At 67.3% G+C, this 18,101-nt stretch carries 20 protein-coding genes; 8 read left to right on the top strand and 12 right to left on the bottom strand.

Features of this window, described 5'->3' with window-relative positions; translation table 11 throughout:
• The first annotated feature begins 29 nt into the window (after positions 1-29).
• Positions 30-1,160 (top strand): cobalamin-independent methionine synthase II family protein, encoded by a 1,131-nt coding sequence (locus tag CDO44_RS25175; protein ID WP_087782963.1) that lies wholly within the window; start codon positions 30-32, stop codon positions 1,158-1,160.
• Between the two features lie 51 nt (positions 1,161-1,211).
• Here CDO44_RS25175 and CDO44_RS25170 read toward each other — a convergent pair whose 3' ends face one another.
• Positions 1,212-2,654 (bottom strand): NAD-dependent succinate-semialdehyde dehydrogenase, encoded by a 1,443-nt coding sequence (locus tag CDO44_RS25170; RefSeq protein ID WP_087782962.1) that lies wholly within the window; start codon positions 2,652-2,654, stop codon positions 1,212-1,214.
• A gap of 14 nt (positions 2,655-2,668) precedes the next feature.
• Positions 2,669-3,193 carry a hypothetical protein gene (locus tag CDO44_RS25165; protein WP_087782961.1) on the bottom strand — a complete coding sequence of 175 codons (525 nt, stop codon included), beginning with the start codon at positions 3,191-3,193 and terminating at the stop codon, positions 2,669-2,671.
• A 125-nt stretch (positions 3,194-3,318) separates the two neighbouring features.
• On the opposite strand from CDO44_RS25165, the gene CDO44_RS25160 reads away from it, so the two are divergent.
• The gene (locus CDO44_RS25160; RefSeq protein WP_087782960.1) at positions 3,319-4,092 is read left to right on the top strand and encodes a DUF899 domain-containing protein; all 774 of its coding nucleotides are present in this window, start codon (positions 3,319-3,321) and stop codon (positions 4,090-4,092) included.
• Complete coding sequence (locus CDO44_RS25155) at positions 4,073-4,903, top strand: DUF2182 domain-containing protein (RefSeq protein ID WP_087782959.1); 831 nt, start codon at positions 4,073-4,075, stop codon at positions 4,901-4,903. Before CDO44_RS25160 ends, CDO44_RS25155 begins: the two co-directional genes overlap by 20 nt.
• Before the next feature lie 58 nt (positions 4,904-4,961).
• Here CDO44_RS25155 and CDO44_RS25150 read toward each other — a convergent pair whose 3' ends face one another.
• The 6 genes from CDO44_RS25150 to CDO44_RS25125 all read right to left on the bottom strand — a co-directional run bounded on the left by CDO44_RS25150 (position 4,962) and on the right by CDO44_RS25125 (position 9,111).
• Positions 4,962-5,972, bottom strand: coding sequence for a tripartite tricarboxylate transporter substrate binding protein (locus CDO44_RS25150; protein WP_087782958.1), 1,011 nt, complete (start codon positions 5,970-5,972; stop codon positions 4,962-4,964).
• A gap of 43 nt (positions 5,973-6,015) precedes the next feature.
• Positions 6,016-6,600 (bottom strand): TIGR00730 family Rossman fold protein, encoded by a 585-nt coding sequence (locus CDO44_RS25145; RefSeq protein ID WP_087782957.1) that lies wholly within the window; start codon positions 6,598-6,600, stop codon positions 6,016-6,018.
• A gap of 9 nt (positions 6,601-6,609) precedes the next feature.
• Positions 6,610-7,782: an NAD(P)H-dependent glycerol-3-phosphate dehydrogenase gene (locus CDO44_RS25140; protein WP_087782956.1), complete on the bottom strand. Its 1,173-nt coding sequence runs from the start codon at positions 7,780-7,782 to the stop codon at positions 6,610-6,612.
• A gap of 15 nt (positions 7,783-7,797) precedes the next feature.
• The gene (gene secB / locus CDO44_RS25135; protein ID WP_087782955.1) at positions 7,798-8,310 is read right to left on the bottom strand and encodes a protein-export chaperone SecB; all 513 of its coding nucleotides are present in this window, start codon (positions 8,308-8,310) and stop codon (positions 7,798-7,800) included.
• A 116-nt stretch (positions 8,311-8,426) separates the two neighbouring features.
• Positions 8,427-8,702: a glutaredoxin 3 gene (gene grxC, locus CDO44_RS25130; protein ID WP_087782954.1), complete on the bottom strand. Its 276-nt coding sequence runs from the start codon at positions 8,700-8,702 to the stop codon at positions 8,427-8,429.
• A 4-nt stretch (positions 8,703-8,706) separates the two neighbouring features.
• Positions 8,707-9,111 carry a rhodanese-like domain-containing protein gene (locus CDO44_RS25125; protein ID WP_369824710.1) on the bottom strand — a complete coding sequence of 135 codons (405 nt, stop codon included), beginning with the start codon at positions 9,109-9,111 and terminating at the stop codon, positions 8,707-8,709.
• Between the two features lie 257 nt (positions 9,112-9,368).
• Between CDO44_RS25125 and gpmA the strand changes: the two genes are divergently transcribed.
• From gpmA to CDO44_RS25105, 4 genes are all read left to right on the top strand, one after another.
• The gene (gpmA, locus tag CDO44_RS25120; RefSeq protein WP_087782953.1) at positions 9,369-10,121 is read left to right on the top strand and encodes a 2,3-diphosphoglycerate-dependent phosphoglycerate mutase; all 753 of its coding nucleotides are present in this window, start codon (positions 9,369-9,371) and stop codon (positions 10,119-10,121) included.
• Complete coding sequence (locus CDO44_RS25115) at positions 10,118-11,434, top strand: murein hydrolase activator EnvC (RefSeq protein ID WP_087782952.1); 1,317 nt, start codon at positions 10,118-10,120, stop codon at positions 11,432-11,434. Before gpmA ends, CDO44_RS25115 begins: the two co-directional genes overlap by 4 nt.
• 132 nt (positions 11,435-11,566) lie before the next feature.
• Positions 11,567-13,081, top strand: coding sequence for a S41 family peptidase (locus tag CDO44_RS25110; RefSeq protein WP_087782951.1), 1,515 nt, complete (start codon positions 11,567-11,569; stop codon positions 13,079-13,081).
• Positions 13,078-13,824: a molybdopterin-synthase adenylyltransferase MoeB gene (locus CDO44_RS25105; protein WP_087782950.1), complete on the top strand. Its 747-nt coding sequence runs from the start codon at positions 13,078-13,080 to the stop codon at positions 13,822-13,824. The genes CDO44_RS25110 and CDO44_RS25105 overlap by 4 nt, the downstream gene beginning before the upstream one ends.
• A gap of 19 nt (positions 13,825-13,843) precedes the next feature.
• Here CDO44_RS25105 and CDO44_RS25100 read toward each other — a convergent pair whose 3' ends face one another.
• The 3 genes from CDO44_RS25100 to CDO44_RS25090 form a co-directional block, all read right to left on the bottom strand.
• The gene (locus CDO44_RS25100; RefSeq protein ID WP_087782949.1) at positions 13,844-14,833 is read right to left on the bottom strand and encodes a DUF4105 domain-containing protein; all 990 of its coding nucleotides are present in this window, start codon (positions 14,831-14,833) and stop codon (positions 13,844-13,846) included.
• A gap of 18 nt (positions 14,834-14,851) precedes the next feature.
• On the bottom strand, positions 14,852-15,253 hold the full coding sequence (locus CDO44_RS25095) for a lysozyme inhibitor LprI family protein (protein ID WP_087782948.1): 402 nt from the start codon (positions 15,251-15,253) through the stop codon (positions 14,852-14,854).
• Between the two features lie 249 nt (positions 15,254-15,502).
• Entirely contained in the window at positions 15,503-16,879 is a 1,377-nt protein-coding gene (locus tag CDO44_RS25090) for an HdeD family acid-resistance protein (RefSeq protein WP_087782947.1), read from the bottom strand.
• Positions 16,880-17,056: 177 nt separating this feature from the next.
• Between CDO44_RS25090 and CDO44_RS25085 the strand changes: the two genes are divergently transcribed.
• Positions 17,057-17,452: a VOC family protein gene (locus CDO44_RS25085; protein ID WP_158213434.1), complete on the top strand. Its 396-nt coding sequence runs from the start codon at positions 17,057-17,059 to the stop codon at positions 17,450-17,452.
• Between the two features lie 10 nt (positions 17,453-17,462).
• On the opposite strand, the gene slmA is transcribed toward CDO44_RS25085, so the two are convergent.
• Positions 17,463-18,041, bottom strand: coding sequence for a nucleoid occlusion factor SlmA (gene slmA / locus CDO44_RS25080; protein WP_087782945.1), 579 nt, complete (start codon positions 18,039-18,041; stop codon positions 17,463-17,465).
• Between the last annotated feature and the right edge of the window lie 60 nt (positions 18,042-18,101).

Below are 18,101 nucleotides of genomic sequence, written 5' to 3'. Positions count from 1 at the left end.
CACGCCGCCTCATGAAAAAGAGGAATGTAATGGCTATTCTGACCACCCATGTCGGCAGTCTTCCCCGCGGCGATGAACTGGCGCAACTGCTGCTCGCGCGCGACCACGGCCAGGAGGTCGATGCCGATCGCTTCGAGCAGACCGTGCAGGCCGCGATCGACGACGCGGTACGCAGGCAAGTGGAAGCCGGCGTCGACATCATGAGCGACGGCGAGCTCGGCAAGGTGGGCTATGCCACCTACATCACCGAGCGGCTGGAAGGCTTCGGCGGCCACATCGACCGCATGCCCGCCAAGGACCTGGCCGACTTTCCCGAGCTCAGGAAGAAGCTGGCCGCGATCATGGGCGCGCAGGAATTCGTGCGGGCCGCCTGCATCGGCCCGGTAAAGCTGCGGACGATGGAGCCCTGCCATGCCGACATCCGCCGCTTCAAGTCGGCCGTCGAACGGTACGGCCAAGGCCGCCGCGGATTCATGAATGCGGCGTCTCCCGGCCTGGTGACGGCATTCCAGCCGAACAAGCACTACCCCACGCACGAGGCCTACCTGGCCGACCTGGTCGAGGCGATGCGGCCCGAGTACGAAGCCATCGTCGCCGCGGGCTTCGACCTCCAGCTCGACTGCCCGGACCTCGCCATGGCGGCCCACACCGGCTACCAGAACCTGAGCGAGGCGGAGTTCCTCGAGCGCGCCAGGCAGAATGTCGAAGCCCTCAATGCGGCGACCCGCGGCATTCCCGCCGAAAAGCTGCGCATGCACATCTGCTGGGGCAATTACGAAGGGCCGCATCATTGCGACATCGCGCTCGAGAAGGTCATCGACATCGTCCTGGCCGCCCGGCCGGCGACCATCCTGTTCGAGGCCGCCAATCCGCGCCACGAGCATGAATGGGAAATCTGGCGCGCCGCCAAGCCAAAGGACAAGATCCTGGCCCCGGGGCTGATCGACAGTTGCTCCAACTACGTCGAGCATCCCGAGCTGATCCGGCAGCGGATCGAACGCTACGTGGACTTCATGGGCGAAGACCGCGTGCTGGCGAGCACCGACTGCGGCTTCGGGACCTTCGCCAACTACGGCAAGATCGATCCGGCAGTGACCTGGATGAAGCTCTCGGCGCTGCGGGAAGGCGCCGATCGGGCCGCCCGGCGGCCGCAGGCCTGAGGCGCAACAGGGGACGCGGGGCGGACACGTTTGGTGGACCGCCCGCTTCTGCTACCACTCCACGGCGACGTACTTCGTCTCCATGTATTCCTGCATCCCCTCCCGGCTTCCTTCCCTGCCCAGCCCGCTCTGCTTCACCCCGCCGAACGGCGCGGCGGGATCCGATACCAGCCCGCGGTTGAGCGCCACCATGCCGAACTCCAGCCGCTCCGCCAGCTTCAGGCCCTTGGCGAGATCCCGGGTGTAGAGATACGCCGCCAGCCCGTACTCCGTGCCGTTGGCAAGCGCCACCATCTCGTCCTCGGACGCGACGCGCACGATGGGCGCGACCGGGCCGAAGATTTCCTCGCGCAGGACGCGGCTGTCGACCGGGACTTCTCCCAACACCGTGGGCGGGTAGAAATAACCGGGACCGGGGATCTTCTCTCCTCCGCACAGGATGCAGGCGCCGCGCGCCACGGCATCGCGGACCAGCTCGTCGACCTTGTCTCGCGTGGCGGCGTCGACCAGACTGCCGACCTGGCTGGCCTCGTCCAGGCCGTGGCCGATCGTCAGGGCCCGCATGCGCTCGACGAAGGCCCGCACGAACGCATCGTAGATCCCGGCGCCGACATAGAAGCGATTGGCGGCGGTGCACGCTTCGCCCATGTTGCGCATCTTGGCGACCATGGCGCCTTCGACGGCAGCGTCCACGTCGGCATCGTCCAGGACCAGGAAAGGCGCATTGCCGCCGAGCTCCATCGGCGTCTTCAGAACCTGGTCGGCGGCCGATTTGAGCAGGACCCGGCCGACTTCGGTGGAACCGGTGAAGGATACGAGCCGTACCCGGGGATCGTGCAGCCAATGATCGACCAGCGGCCCCGAGCGCGATGAAGGCACGATGTTGACCGCGCCGCCGGGCACGCCAGCCTCGGTCAGGATGTCGGCCAAGGCCAGCATGCTGAGCGGGGTCAGCGAAGCCGGCTTGACCAGGACCGTGCATCCGGCCGCGAGCGCGGGCGCGATCTTGCGAGCTCCCATGGCGCAGGGGAAGTTCCACGGCGTCACCAGCACGACCACGCCTATGGGCTGGTGCTGGACCAGAATGCGATAGCCGCCGCCCGGCGCATGGCTGACCGATCCCAGGTTGCGGCAGGCTTCCTCGGAATACCAGCGGAAGAACTCCGCGGCGTACCGGACTTCGGCCCGGCTGTCGGTCAGCGGCTTGCCGTTCTCCAGCGTGATGATGCGCGCCAGGGGCTCGAGGCGTTCGATCATCAGGGCATGGACCTTCCTCAGCACTTCGGCCCGGGTGCGGGGCGGCGTGGCGCTCCACGCCGGCAAGGCCGCGGCGGCGGCGTCGGCGGCCGCCCGCGCATCAGGCAGATCGCCATCGGCGACATGGGCAACCAGCTCTCCGGTAGCCGGATCGGAGACGGGAAACGAGCGGGGATGGGCCGGCTGCGACCAGCGTCCGGCGATGTACAGATCGGCGGCCAATGGGGAAGATGTCATCGGACGTTCTCCGGCTATGCGGGGTGGCGGCCGACGAAGAAATCGCCGTTGGGCGCATCGGTAGGCGTGATGCCGGACTTGACCAGCGCCTGCCGCAGGCTGTTCATGGTGTTCTCGTTGATGCGCATGGTCGGCTGGCGCACGGGACCGCCGTTGAAGCCGTTGAGCCACCCCTCGAACTTCCACAGCATGCGGTTCAGGAACTGGGTCTGCGAGGAATACGCGTTGGCCGCGGCGCGAGCCTTGCGGGCCGGAGTCAGTTGCCAGTAGAGCCGTGTGGCCTCGTCGTAGTTCTTTTCCAGGATCAGGTTGAAGATGCGCGGGATCATGCCGCCGTAGTATTCCGTGTCGCTGGTACCGATGAACTGGATGGGCACCAGCTGGGCCAGCGCCAGCGCGTACTGCTCGAGCGGCATGGTGACGACCACCTCCTTGCTGAACAGGCGGTAGGCCTCGACCCATCCCATGATGCTGGGCATGCCGCCCTCGGCCTTCAGCGCCGCGAGGGCCCGCGCGGCGGCAGCGATCAGCACGTCCATCCGAATCCCGCCACACTTGTTGCTCCCGCCGTCCGGCGTCCCGAGCCTAATCTAGCACACGCCTATCAACCGCACGCCGCGCTCGGAATTCAACGAACGCCGGCGGACTTCATGGAGAAACGACGATGCGACACGCGACAGCAACCCGGGAAGAATGGCTGGCCGCGCGGCTCGAGCTGCTCGAGGCGGAGAAAGCGTTGACACGGCGCAGCGACGAGGTGGCGCGGCAGCGCCAGGCGCTGCCCTGGGTCCGGGTCGGCAAGGACTACCGCTTCGAGACCGACGCCGGCGCCGCCAGCCTGGCGGACCTGTTCGAGGGACGCTCCCAGCTTCTGGTCTATCACTTCATGTTCGGACCCGACTATACGGCGGGGTGCCCCTCCTGCTCGGCGATCGCCGATGGCTTCGACGGCGCCGCCGTTCACCTGGCCAACCATGACGTCACGCTCGCGGCGGTCTCTCGCGCCCCGCTGGCCAAGCTGCAGGCCTACAAGCAACGCATGGGCTGGCGCTTTCCCTGGGCCTCGTCCCAGGGCGGCGACTTCAACTTCGATTTCAACGTGTCCTATACCGAAGCCCAGCAACAGGAACATGGCATCGAGTACAACTATCAGCGCGAACCCGTGTTCGCCTGGCGTCCGGAACAGGACGAGGGCGGCGACAAGGCGGAAGCCCGGTTCGCGGCCATGTGCGGCACCGATACGGCCACGTACCATCGCGACCGCCCCGGCATGAGCGCTTTCGTGATAGAGGACGGCGTCATCTACCACACCTACTCCACGTATGCGCGCGGACTGGATGGCCTCTGGCCCATGTACCAATGGCTGGATCGTGCGCCCAAGGGCCGCAACGAGACCGGCGTCTGGTGGCGCCGCCACGATGAATACGGCCGGCGCTGACCGGTTCTCCTCCAAGGTCGCGCTGCGAGGATCCGGCGTGCTCGAGGAACGCGCCGCCCGACGGCTCTTCTACGGCGTCTCGGTCCTTCTCGCGACGGGCGGGGCAGCCGCCGGCGGCGCGATGTCGCCGGCGGCTGCCATGAATATTTTCTGCGGCGGAGCGGGACCGATGGCGTGGCTCCCCATGCCGGGCCGCACCTGGGCCGGCACGACGGCCGCATTCCTTGGCATGTGGATGGCCATGATGATGGCGATGATGCTGCCTTCGCTGGCTCCGGCGCTGTGGCGGTACCGGTTGGCGGCAGGCGCGTCGGGCGCCGGGGCCCCGGGCCGCTTGGCCGTGGCGGCCGAGCTGGGCTACTTTTCCGTCTGGACGGTCGCCGGCGCAGCGGTGTTCGCGTCCGGCGCCGCGCTGGCTTCGGGCGGCATGTGGCTGGCCGGCACGAGTGCCGCATCGATAGCGACCGGCGCGGTCGTCCTCGCCGCCGGCCTGTTCCAGCTCACGCCGGTCAAGGCACGCCACCTCGCGGGTTGCCGCGATACGCCGGCATGCGGCCACGGCGTTCCGCCGGATGCCCGGGACGCATGGCGCTTCGGCCTTCGCCTCGGCCTGCATTGTTGCGTCTCGTGCGCCGGGCTGACCGCCTGCCTGCTCGCCGCCGGAATGATGGATCCGGCCGCCATGGCCATCGTGACGGCGGCCATTGCCGCGGAGCGCCTCGCCCCGCACGGCGAACGCGTCGCACGCGCCATCGGCATCCTGGCCATGCTCCTCGGACTCGCCCTGCTCGCCCACGCCCAGGGATCGTAGACCCGGCCCCGGAGCGCCGCGGAGCCGGCGCGGCCAGAGGCCGCTCGGGGTGCCCTCCCTAGTCCAGCGTCAGGTTCAACCGCTTGATCACGGCACCCAGTGTCTGCTGTTCCTTCTTGATCAGCGCGGTCAGCTCGGCCGGCGTGGATGGCGCGGCCGTGAAGTACTGGACGTTCAGCTGCTTCTGCACTTCATCGCTCTTGATGATCTGCACCAGTTCCTTGTTCAGCCGGTCGATGATGGGCTGCGGCGTGCCGGCGGGCATCAGGATGGCTTGCCAGGAAATCACCTCGAAGTCCGGCACGCCCTGCTCGGCCATGGTCGGCAGGTCGGGCAGCGCGGGGCTGCGCCTGGCGCTGGTCACGGCCAGGGCCTTGAGCTTGCCGTCGCGCACCTGGGGCATGGCGATGGCGGGCACCATGAAGCCGGCCTGCAGCTGGCCGCCCAGCATCGCGGTCACCACTTGCGGGAAGCCGGCGTAGGGCACGTGCAGGATGTCGAGCCCCTCCTTGCCCTTGAGCAGCTCCATCGCCAGGTGGCCCGAGCTGCCGGCGCCGACGGAACCGTAGTTGAGCTTGCCGGGCTCTTTCTTGACCAGCGCGTTGAAGGCGCCGACCGAGTCCACGTTCAGCGACGGCGGCACGACCAGCACGTTGGGACTGGTGGCCACCAGCGTGACGGGCGCGAGGTCCTTGAGCGGATCGTAGTTGAGCTTGGTGTAGAGCGCGGGCGCCGTCGCCAGGGGCCCGTTGATGGTGAACAGCATGGTATAGCCGTCGGGTGCCGAATGGGCTACGGTGCCGGTGCCGATGTTGCCGCCCGCGCCAGGCTTGTTGTCGATGACGATGGCCTGGCCCAGCTGCTTGCTCAAGGGCTGCGAGATCACCCGCGCGATGATGTCGGGCGAGGAGCCGGCCGGGAACGGCACGACGAGCTTGATGGGACGGCTGGGCCAGTCGCCGTGCTGGGCGGCGGCAGGCGTGGCGGCGGCGAGGCCGGCGGCCGCGGCCACGGCGGTGCCGAGCAGGCGGCGGCGCAGGGCCGACGCGGGGGATGCGGAAAAGCGCATGGATATCTCCGTTATTGGTGTTGGTCCGGCGGGCGGCACTGCTTCAGACCGCCTCGCTGTTCTTGACCCATCGGTCCACGTTTACCGGCTGCGCGCTGGCGAGGCGATCCAGCAGGCGGCCGATATCGGTATCGACGATCAGCGCCTCGAGATGCACGGCGCGCACGAAACCCTGCTCGTGGGCGTGGCGCGCGAAGGCAAGCAAGGCGTCGTAGTAGCCGTTGGCGTTGAGCAACCCCACCGGCTTGGTGTGATAGCCGATCTGTTGCCAGGTCAGCACCTCGAAAAGCTCGTCCAGTGTGCCGAAGCCGCCCGGCAAGGCGACGAAGGCGTCCGAAAGCTCGACCATGCGCGCCTTGCGAGCGTGCATGGTGGGCACGACGAACATATCGGTCAGGCCCTTGTGCCCGACCTCTTTTTCCCACAGGCGCTCGGGAATGACGCCCGTCACGAGGCCGCCCGCTTCGAGCGCGGCATTGGCCACGTGGCCCATCAGGCCGACGCTGCCGCCGCCGTACACCAGGCGCATCCCGCGCTCGGCCACCGCGCGCCCGAAATCGCGCGCCAGCTCGGCGTAGAAGGGATCGTTCCCCGGACTCGCGCCGCAATACACACAAACCGCATCCATCTAGACTCCTTAAGAACCCCCGCCGCCCCCGGAACCGGACGCTCCCGACCCAGGATGCCGCGGATCCGGCTCCGCCGGTCCGCCAGCATCGCCCCCCGGGGGGCGCGCGGCAGCGCGTAGGGGGGGGCTCACCCCGGGGGCTTCAACCTTCGGGTCCCGGGCGAGCAGGCGCGACACGGCGTCCGCCGGCGGCACGCGCTCGAACAGCACCGCGCATACGGCCTCGGTAATGGGCATCTCGATGCCGCAGCGGCGCGCGAGATCGCGCACGGCCGGCGCGCAGCGCACGCCTTCGGCCACCTGCGTCATGTCGCCGAGGATCTCGTCCAGGGCCCGGCCTCGCCCGATCTCCAGGCCGACGTGGCGGTTGCGGGAGAGGTCGCCGGTAGCGGTCAGGATCAGGTCGCCCAGGCCGGTCAAGCCGGAGAAGGTATCGGCCTGCGCGCCCAGAGCCACGCCCAGGCGCGTCATTTCCGCCAGGCCGCGGGTGATGAGCGCGGCGCGGGCGTTGGCACCCATGCCCAGGCCGTCGCCGATGCCGCAGGCGATGGCCATGATGTTCTTGACCGCGCCGCCCACTTCCACGCCGATCACGTCCTCGCTGCCGTAGACCCGGATGGCGCCGCCGTGGAGCGCTTCGGTCACCCGGTCGCGCAACTCCGCGCTGGCGCTGGCAATGGTCAACGCCACCGGCAGGCCGCGTGCGACTTCGCGGGCGAAGGAAGGACCGGACAGGACGCCGGTCGAAATGGCGGCTGCGCCGGCGAAGGCGTCGTCGGCGATGGCGTGCGGCAGGCGGCCGGTCCGGGCGTCCAGCCCCTTGCAGGTCCAGACCACGGCGAGGTCTCGCATGCCGTGGCGGGCCACGCCGACCGCGACCTCGCGGCACGCCTGTTCCATGCCCGCCACGGGCACGCCGAGAATCAGCAAAGGCCGGACGGCGCCCTGGAGATGGCCGAATACCTCGGCGATGTCGGCCGCGGTGCGCAAGTCCGCCGGCAGCGCGATCCCGGGCAGGTAGTCGGCATTCTCATGGGTATCGGCGATGCGGCGCGCCAGTTCGCTCCGGCGCGCCCACAGCATGGTGGGATGGCTGCGGGCGCAGGCGGCGGCCAGCGCCGTCCCCCAGCTGCCCGCCCCCAGGACGGCGACCCGCAATCCCGGAGCCGTCGTATCCGCCATGATCGAGCCGGCCGGTCAGTGCTTGGTGCCGACGCCGGGCGGCAGGATCAGGCCGCTGTCCTTGCCGGCCTCGGCCACTTGCTGCTCGGCGGCCGCCTGGGCGACGCGCTGTTCGTAGATCGCCTGGAAGTTGACTTCGGCCAGGTGCAGCGGCGCCATCGAGGCGCGGGTGATGGCATCGGCGATGTTGCTGCGCAGGTAGGGATAGATGATGCCCGGGCAAGCGATGCCGAGGATGGGATCGAGCTGTTCCAGCGGGATGTTGGCCAGCTCGAAGATGCCGGCCTGCTTGCCTTCGACCAGGTACAGGACCTTGTCGCCGATCTTGGTGGTGACGGTGGCGGTGACGGTCACCTCGAACACGGTCTCGGCCAGCGCCTGGGCGCCGACGTCGATGGCCACTTCCACGCCCGGCTGCTCGGTTTCCAGGAAGATCTGCGGCGCGTTCGGCAGCTCCAGCGAGAGGTCCTTCAGGTAGACGCGCTGGATGTTGAAAACGGGGGCTTGCTGCTCTTGATTGTCGGACATGGGGAAGGAATTCAGAAAACGAAAAGCCTGCTGGCTGGACCCGGCTCCCGGTGCGCGCGGAGCCGAAACGTGTACACCAATGAAAACACGCCGGGGCGTTCCCGGCCACTACGAAATCAATGCCCCGGCGCGGCCTCGCCGTTGAGCAGGGGCACCAGGCCGCCCGCGCGGTCGAGCGCGGCCAGGTCGTCGAAGCCGCCCACGTGGGTGTCGCCGATGTAGATCTGCGGCACGGTGCGCCGCCCGGTCCGTTCGATCATCTCGCCGCGGCGCTCGGGCTCGGCGTCGATTCGCACCTTCTCGATCTGCTCCACGCCGCGCTGCTTGAGCAGCATTTCGGCGCGCATGCAGTAGGGGCAATACCCCGTCGAATACATCAATACCTTTTGCATGACGCTATCCTTTGGCGACCGGCATCCCGGCCTGGACCCAGCCGGTCAGTCCGCCGGCCAGGCTGCTCACGTCGGCGAACCCCTGGGCCTTGAACTGGGCCACGGCCTTGGCCGCGTCGCGGCCGTTGGCACCCACCAGGATGAGCGGTTTGTTCTTGGGCAGGCTCCCGGCCTTCTGCGGGAGCTCGGCGATGGGCACGCTGCGCGATTGCGCGATGTGCCCGGCCGCGAACTCGGCTGCCGGACGGACGTCGACGAACACGGCGTGCCGCTGATTGACCGCGGCGGTGGCCTCGGCCGCGCTGATCGATCCGCCGGTCTTGCCGCCCCGGACGGATTGCCACAGCAGCATGCCGCCCGAAACGAGCGCCAATGCGATCAAGAGAATGTTGTCGACGATGAATTTCACGAACGGATCCTGGAAAGAAGGCGGGCGTTACGCACGCTTACGAAATCGCAAACGGCGGGAAAAGCTGCATGGCCCGCCGGATTTTCGCCGCCGGAGCGGGCCGAATCCGGGCCTGCGGCCAAGATAATGCCGCAGGATTATAAAATGTCGGGATAGGCTGGCGTTTTTCAAGCCGGGCGGTGCCCACCCCACCGGTTTTCGGCGGGCAGCCGAATTGTATTCAACCTTTACGCGCAGCGCGCCTGCGCCCTCCAAACATGGTCAAACTCGTACTGATGCGTCATGGCGAAAGCCAATGGAACCTGGAAAACCGCTTCACCGGCTGGACCGACGTCGATCTGACGGAAAAGGGCCGCGAAGAAGCCCGCAAGGCCGGCGAACTGCTCAAGCAGGAAGGGTACGACTTCGACCTGGCCTACACCTCGGTGCTGCGCCGCGCCATCCGCACGCTCTGGATCGCCCTGGACGCCCTCGACCGCATGTACCTGCCCATCGAGCACAGCTGGCGCCTGAACGAACGCCACTACGGCGCGCTGCAGGGGTTGAACAAGGCCGAGACCGCGGCCAAGTTCGGCGAAGAACAGGTGCTGATATGGCGCCGGGCCTACGCCATCGCGCCGGACCCCCTGTCGCCGGACGACGAGCGCCACGCCCGCTTCGACGCCCGCTACAGCCAGCTCGACCCGTCCGAGCTGCCGGCCACGGAATGCCTGAAGGACACCGTCGCGCGGGTCGTTCCCTATTGGAACGAAACCATCGCTCCCTCGCTCAAAGCCGGCAAGCGCGTGCTGATCGCGGCCCATGGCAATAGCCTGCGCGCGCTGATCAAGCACCTGGACAACATTTCCGACGACGACATCGTGGGCCTGAACATCCCCACCGCCCAACCGCTGGTCTACGAACTGGACGACGACCTGAAGCCGATCCGGCACTACTACCTGGGCAACGCGGAGGAAATCGCCGCCGCCATGGCCGCCGTGGCGGCCCAAGGAAAGGCCCAGGCCAAGTGAAGCGACTCGCGGCGGCCCTGCTGATCGCCCTGCCCGTGGCTTCGGGCTGGCCGCCCGCCGCGGTCGCCGCGGACGCGGGCAAGACGGCCGATCCGGCCGCGGTTGCGCGCGAGCGCGAGGCCCTGCGCAAGCGCCTGGAGGCGCTCAAGAAGGACATCGCCGAGGGCGAGGAAGAGCACGCCGACGCCGCCGACGCGCTGAAAGAATCCGAACAGACCATCTCCAAGGTCAACCGCCGCCTGGTCGAGCTGGGCAACGCGCAGCGCCGGGCCAACGCCGAGCTCGAGCGCCAGAAACAGGCCATTGCCGAAAAGGAAAAGCACCTGTCGCAGCGGCAGGCGCACCTGGCCGACCTGCTGCGCCGCCAGTACGCGGTAGGCGGGCTCACGCCGTGGGGCGCCCTGCTGTCGGGCGACGACCCCCAGCGCCTGAACCGCAATCTCGCCTATCTGGGCTACATCGCCCAGGCGCGCGCCAAGACCGTGACCGAACTGCAGGCCGAGCTGGAAGAGCTGGCCCGGTTGCGGGCCCAGGCGGACGCCAAGCGCGGCGAACTCGAACAGCTGGCCGCCGAGGAAAACAACCAGCGACAGGAACTGCTCAAGCAGTCCGAGGAACGCCGCAAGGTGCTGGCCGACATATCCTCCAAGCTCAAGACCCAGCGCCGCCAGGCCGCCAACCTGGAGCGCGACGAAAAGCGCCTGTCCCGCGTCATCGACAACCTGACGCGCATGCTGGCCCGGCAGGCCGAGGAAGCCCGGCGCAAGGCCGAACAGGCGCGCCGCGCGGAACAGGCCCGCCGCGCCGCCGAACAGGCCGCCCGCGAGGCCGGCAAGCCTCCCCCGCCGCGTACCGAGCCGCCGCCGGAACAGGCGGTGGCGCGCAACAGCCTGGTACCCGATCCCTCCCTCACCGGCCAGTTCGAGAAACTGCGCGGTCGCCTGCGCCTGCCGGTGCCGGGCGACGTGGTGGGCCGCTTCGGCGCCTCGCGCGGCGAAGGCGGGACCTGGAAAGGCGTCTTCATCCGCGCCCCCGAAGGCACCGACGTACGCGCGGTGGCGGCCGGCAAGGTAGTCTTCGCCGACTGGCTGCGCGGATTCGGCAACCTGCTCATCATCGACCACGGCAGCCAGTACCTGTCGATATACGGCAACAACCAGGCGGTGCTGCGCCACGTCGGAGACGACGTCAAGAGCGGCGACATCGTCGCCAACGTAGGCGCCACGGGGGGCCAGTCCGAATCGGGCCTATACTTTGAGTTGCGGCACCGAGGCGCGCCGTTCGACCCGCTCAAATGGGCCTCGTTGCGCTGATCCACCCGACCCGGATATCCTGATCGCCAAGCGCGCACGCACCACATTCACCATTTCGACAATCGACGAGAACCCGAGAGGCCCCCTGGGTGTCAAACCTTTCACATCCCAGCCCCGGGCCCGGAGGAATACATGGGCAGCAAGAGTAAAGTTCGCAGTATCGGCCTGGTCAGCCTCGGCGTCGTTGCCGGCGTGCTGGTCAGCCTGGGCATCACGGCGGTCGCGCAGCGGGAAACCCGCGGCCCCTTGCCGCTCGAAGAGATCCGCCAGTTCTCGAATGTCTTCGCCACCATCAAGAACAACTACGTCGAGCCGGTCGAGGACAAGAAGCTGATCGACGGCGCCATCGCCGGCATGCTGTCCGACCTGGATCCGCACTCGGCCTACCTGGATGCCGACGCCTACCGCGAAATGCAGACGGCCACCCAGGGCGAGTTCGGCGGCCTGGGCATCGAGGTCGGCACCGAGGACGGCTTCGTCAAGGTCATCTCGCCCATCGAGGACACCCCCGCGGCGCGCGCCGGCGTCAAGGCCGGCGACTTGATCGTCAAGATCGACGACAAGTCCACCAAGGGCCTGCTGCTGAACGACGCCGTCAAGCTGATGCGCGGCAAGCCCAAGACCTCGATCACGCTGACCCTGGTGCGCAAGAACGAGGCCCAACCCATCGTCGTCACCATCCAGCGCGACATCATCAAGGTCCAGAGCGTACGCAGCAAGATGCTGGACGGCAATACGGCCTACGTCCGCATCGCCCAGTTCCAGGAACAGACCGGCGCCGATCTCGCCACGCACCTGGAGCGCCTGGGCAAGAACGGCGCGCCCAAGTCGCTGGTGCTGGACCTGCGCAACGATCCGGGCGGCCTGCTGCACAGCGCGATCGCGGTCTCGGCCGCCTTCCTGCCGCAGAACACCCTAGTGGTATCCACCGACGGCCGCACGCCGGACGCCAAGCGCAAGTACCAGACCATTCCGGCCGACTACCTGCGCAGCAGCGACGACTACGTCAAGCGCCTGCCGGGCTGGACCAAGACCGTGCCCATGGTGGTGCTGGTCAACGCCGGCTCGGCCTCGGCCTCGGAAATCGTGGCCGGCGCCCTGCAGGACCAGAAGCGGGCCAAGGTGCTGGGCGCCCAGACCTTCGGCAAGGGCTCGGTGCAGGTCATCCTGCCGATCTCGCGCGATTCGGCCATCAAGCTGACCACCTCGCGCTACTACACGCCGAGCGGACGCTCGATCCAGGCCAAGGGCATCGTGCCGGACTTCCCCGTCACGGATACGCCCGAAGGCGATCTGTTCGAGCGGCCCCGCGAGGCCGACCTGGCCAAGCACCTGCTCAATGACAAGGATCCGAACGGCGAGATCAAGTCCGGCCCGCAGGATCCGGCCAAGGCCGCCGAACGCAAGACGATCAAGCCCATCGAGTTCGGCAGCGCGGACGACTTCCAGCTGACCCAGGCGCTGAACCTGCTGGCCGGCAAGCCGGTGCAGCTGGCCAAGGCCGAAGAAGTGGCCAAGGATGCCGCCGAACTGGCCGAGCGCAACAAGACGCCCGCCGAGAAAGCCAAGGAAGCGACCAAGGACGAAAAGCCGGCCGCCCCCCTGCCGGCACCGCCCGAGAAACCCGTTCCCGCGCCGGCCAAGTGAACGACGAGCAGTTACTGCGCTATTCGCGGCATGTGCTGCTCGACGAAATCGGCATCGAAGGGCAGCAGCGCCTCCTCGAGGCGCGTGCCCTGATCGTGGGCGCGGGCGGCCTGGGGTCGCCCGCGGCGTTCTATCTGGCTTCGGCCGGCCTGGGCAGCCTGGTGCTGGCCGACGACGACACGGTGGACCTCACCAACCTGCAGCGGCAGATCCTGCACACCACCGAACGGGTGGGCCGCTACAAGGCGGAATCCGGCAAGGAAACCCTGAATGCCATCAACCCCGAGGTTGCCGTCCACGCCTTGACGCAGCGGCTGGCGGACGACGGGCTCGATGCCCAGGTCGCGGCGGCCGACATCGTGCTCGACTGCACCGACAACTTCGCTACCCGCCACGCCATCAACCGCGCCTGCGTCCGGCACCGCAAGCCGCTGGTATCCGGCGCCGCCATCCGCTTCGACGGGCAGGTCGGCGTGTTCGACCTGCGGCGGCACGACGCCCCGTGCTACCACTGCCTGTTCCCGGACGGCGAGGACGTGGAAGAGGTCAATTGCGCGACGATGGGCGTCTTCGCGCCGCTGGTGGGCATCATCGGCGCCACCCAGGCCGCCGAAGCCATCAAGGTAGTGACCGGCGTGGGCACCAGCCTGTCGGGGCGCCTGCTGATGCTGGATGCCCTGTCGATGAAGTGGCACGAGGTACGGGTGGGCCGGGATCCGGGGTGCCCGGTGTGCGGCGGCTAAGGCGCGCGAAAAAGGGCGGCTACGCCGGCGACTGCGCCACGCCCGGCACCCCGCGCCGGATGTTCCGCGAAAACGACTCCGCGTCGGACGTCTCGAGCGCCCGTTCCGTATAGCGGCCGCCGCGGCGATACGCGGCCACGTCGGGCGCCCCTTGCAACGCGCCCAGCTCGAACAGGTACTCCGGCAGATAGCCCGACATGAGCAGCCGGTAGTCCAACGGCAGGCCGGGCACGATCCGCTGCGCCATCTGGAACACCAGCGTGGTGCAGTTGGCGGTCAAGGTGTTGTAGAAGCGCGGCCGGCGCACCAGCCCGTTGGCGGTGTCCACGTAGGCCAGGAACAGCGAGCACGCCGCTTCGCGAGGCATGTGGATACGGTACAGGTAGCCGTCCTCGCCCCGCACATTGGTGCGCACGCGCAGGCTGTCCTCTTCGGCGGAAGCGATCACGCTCAATTCATAGTTCCGGAAGAACCCGCCGATCTCGGAGAACGCATCCCCCTGCTTGCGCCGGATTTCCACCGAGAAAACGACATACTGCCCGTCGGTGAACCCGAACGACACCATGGCGTGCGCGATCGCCGGCCGCCCCCAATAGGACAGGACGAGATCGACCGAACACAGCCGGGAAAGATAGTAGGTGCGGGTTTCCCACCGGGCGTCGAAGTCGGTGGCGCTCCGCCAATCGAAGTTGCGCACGTTGTGCAACGTGACCCGGTCGCCCTCCACGTTGCCATGGGTCTGCCTGGCAACCTCGGGTATCCATGGCCGGTCGTTCGAGGGACGGATGCGTGACCACCATGCGAGCAAGGCCAGCGCCGCCGCGCCGAATATCGCCGGGCCGACGAAAGAACCGAACGCCATGCTGGCCAGGGCGGCCGCGGTCACGGCGAGCCAGGCCGCCAGCGCAGCAACGCGCACCCTCCCCTGCACCGCCGTGCAATAACCGAGGGCCAGGGCACCCCACGCGCCGAACAGGATCACGGCGGCGGCCAGAAGCATCATGCCCATGGACGGATCACCGACGCGTCATTTGGAAGGAACGGGACAGCTCAGATCGCCCTCTTTGCACTTCAGGTATCCATGCAAGGCCTCGGTGCGGGCCCGGGTCTGCTGGTCGAGGCACATGGCCTGCACCATCGGGTAGGCGGACCCGCCCTCGGCCATGGAACTCGAGAACGCGCATTCCGCATCGCGATAGGCCACCCATGCCCGCTGTGCGGCGACGAGACGCTGCGTGAGCTCCTTGTCGTCCTTCAACCGGCCGAGAATGGTCTTGTAGGCCTTGTTCAGTTCCGCGTCGGATTTCTTGTAGGCGCGGCTGGCGCATTCGCTCATCCCCGCCTGGCTGGTTTGGCCGTCGCAATCGGATTGCGCGCCGACCGGCGCTGCAAGCGCCATCAACAGCGCGAATGATGCCCATCTACGCATCGGTGTTTTCTCCCTGAAAATGGTACGGATACGCGTCGGTTTTCCCGGACGCTGCTGCCGCACGGCACAGCGGATCCGGCTCCGGCAAAAAGGAAAGGAAAAAGAACGCCGTTCCTCGCCAGCCGGGTGGTACCCCAGGGCACAGCGGATCCGGCTCCGCCGGTCCGTAAGTAGAGCCCCCTGGGGGGCGCGCGTAAGCGCGTAGGGGGGGTCACCATACGTGGCGCGCGTAAGCGCGTAGGGGGCATTTCAAGACCGCGCACGCTGTGAAGCAGCCTCCCTGTCCTGGCGACGCCAACCTTCACGCAGCTTGGCGATCTGGCGCACGGCGGCCTGCGACATCTTCCACCAGCCGAAGGGCCGGGGATCGGCGAGCATGCTCATCGCCCGCGCGTAGTCGAGCGTCAGGCCGGGCGTCCACGCCATGGTCACCGCGCGCTTGCGGATCTGCGCCGCGACCCATAGCTCCGGCGTCAGCAGCAGCCGTACCAGGACCTTCCACCCCGCCCCGGGGCCATGCAGGCGTCCGACCACGCCGTCCAACGCCGCCTCCAGCGCATTGGAAACCGTGCTCGAACAGTTGCGATAAGTCAGGTTGTACGTAGTGTTCTTGCGGTACTCGTCCCAGAACGCGGCCAGCTTCGCCGCATCGTAATTGCGGATGCGGACCTGGACGTTGGACGGCCGCCAGGCCTTGGACTCGGTCCCGTAGTCGGGCTGGAACAGGCCGGGAACGTTGTTTTCCGCCGTGGCCCGCAGCATGGTGCCGAACTCGTCCGGCGAATGATCGATCTCCACGCCCGGATACAGGCTGATGTAGATGCCCTCGGGCGATTCGAGCGCGGCATGGCCGGTCGACACCACGCCATTGACGTCCACCGCAGCGATGTACCGGTTGACGACGGGGTAGTTCCGGGTTTCGGCCTTGGCGGATCCCGAAGGCGTCCAGACGTGGATGGTGAGCGCCCGTTCGGACTCCGTGGGCGGGCCATCCCATACGGTCCGGCCGCCGGCGACCTCGGGGCCGGTGGGCATGAAGCTGAGGTGCTGCTCGGACTGGAAGGCGGGATTGGTTGCCAGGTGCTTGACCCGCAGCGCCAGCGTCAGCAGCTTCAACCCGGCAAAGGCCAGGAAGAGTCCGAGGCAATACGGCAAGGTCCCCACGTAATTGGTCGGATAGGGCTGGAAGAAGAAAATCGCAAGCAGGATCTCCACGATGCCCCACGCGAAAACGTACTTCCACCGCTCGTAGCGGACGACGTAGCCGGCGATGCACTGCATGAGCCCGTCGATCAGGAAGAGCGCCCCGAATATCATCGACAGGACGAAATTGCCGTGATGATGGCCCGCCAGGATCAACGCTCCGGCAACCAGCACGAAGATCCCTTTCGCATAGCGCAGCACTTTCTGCCCGCCAACGCCGGTCTTCGCCGTCGCCAGCGTGGCCAGCCCCTCGAGGATGAAAAGCACGGCGAAGAAATTGAGCGGGAAATAGTGGGCGCCGTCCAGCGCATCGATGAACACCACCACGCCCGCGATCAGGAAGACTGCCCCGGCAATCGCCAGCGCCCGCCAGCGCTTGCGCAGATAGTCGACGCCGAGCAGGATCAGGATCAGTTGAGCCATGGCGCGGCCCCCTCGCCGAGTGTGCGCAGCTTTCCGCAGTTCATCTTGCCCCCCATGCTCGCATGCAAACGCTGTCTTAGCGCAACGGGAGGAATTACTCCAGTTTTTGGCCCTTCACGCAATATGCCGTTACATTATGTCAACGCCCACGGCGTTCCCATTCACGCGGAGTCCTCCATGAAGATCAAGCACATCGCGCTGGTCGTTCCCGATCTCGAAGCCGCCGCCACGTTCTACGAGACTGCCTTCGACATGAAGCGCGTGGGCCGCGACGACCTCGAGATGGGCTCCGGCATCTATTTGTCGGACGGCAGCACCAACCTGGCGCTGCTGCAGTACAAGGAAGGCCATCCCCTTGCGCCATCCAGCGGCCACGCGGGCGTGCACCATTTCGGATTCCAGGTCGATGACCTCGACGAAGCGGAGCGCCGGATCGAAGCCGCGGGCGGCAAGTTCTTTTTCTCGCTTGGCAACGACCCCGAGAAAAAGAACTTCGAGAAGAAATTCAAGGATCCGTTCGGCGTGGTGTTCGATATCTCGAAGAACGGATGGGAAGGCACGAACGGCGATTGATCCGGGATGTTCAGGCCAGCATGATCTGTATCTGCACGTCGATGAACTCCGACGGCGATTTCTTCCACCCGCTCTTGGCGTAGCGCTGCCACCGTCCCAGGATGAAATGCAGGATCAGGCTGGCGCGCGCATGGATGTCGTCGGTGGGAGGCAGCTCGTTCAATGCCAGCGCGTTGCGCAGGCATTGCCGCAACGAGGCTTCGATGCGGTCCAGGAACTGGTTCATGCGCTCCTGCAGCCGTTCGTCCTCGGACACCAGGGCATCGCCGATCAGGACCCGCGTCATGCCCTTGTTGCGCTCGGCGAAGGTGAGCAGCATCAGGATGGCCTTGCGCGCCTGGATGAGGCCGCTGGTCTCCGATTCCGAGATGACGTTGAACAAGCCGAACACCGAGTTCTCGATGAACTCGATGAGGCCCTCGAACATCTGGGCCTTGCTGGCGAAATGCCGGTAAAGCGCCGCTTCGGAAACCTGCAAGCGCGCGGCCAATGCCGCGGTGGTGATGCGTTCGCCTTTGGGATGCTCGAGCATCTCGGCCAGCATCTGGAGGATCTGAGTCTTGCGCTCGCCCGACTTGCTAGAGGCCATGTCGCGGTGGGTTTCCGTGCAAAGAAGGAGAAAAGATCGCCCGCTTTGCAGGACCGCCTT

Source organism: Pigmentiphaga sp. NML080357 (assembly GCF_002188465.1).
GTDB lineage: Bacteria > Pseudomonadota > Gammaproteobacteria > Burkholderiales > Burkholderiaceae_B > Pigmentiphaga.
The sequence above is the reverse complement of the archived record's forward strand: the minus strand, read 5'-3'. Positions and strand labels throughout refer to the sequence as shown.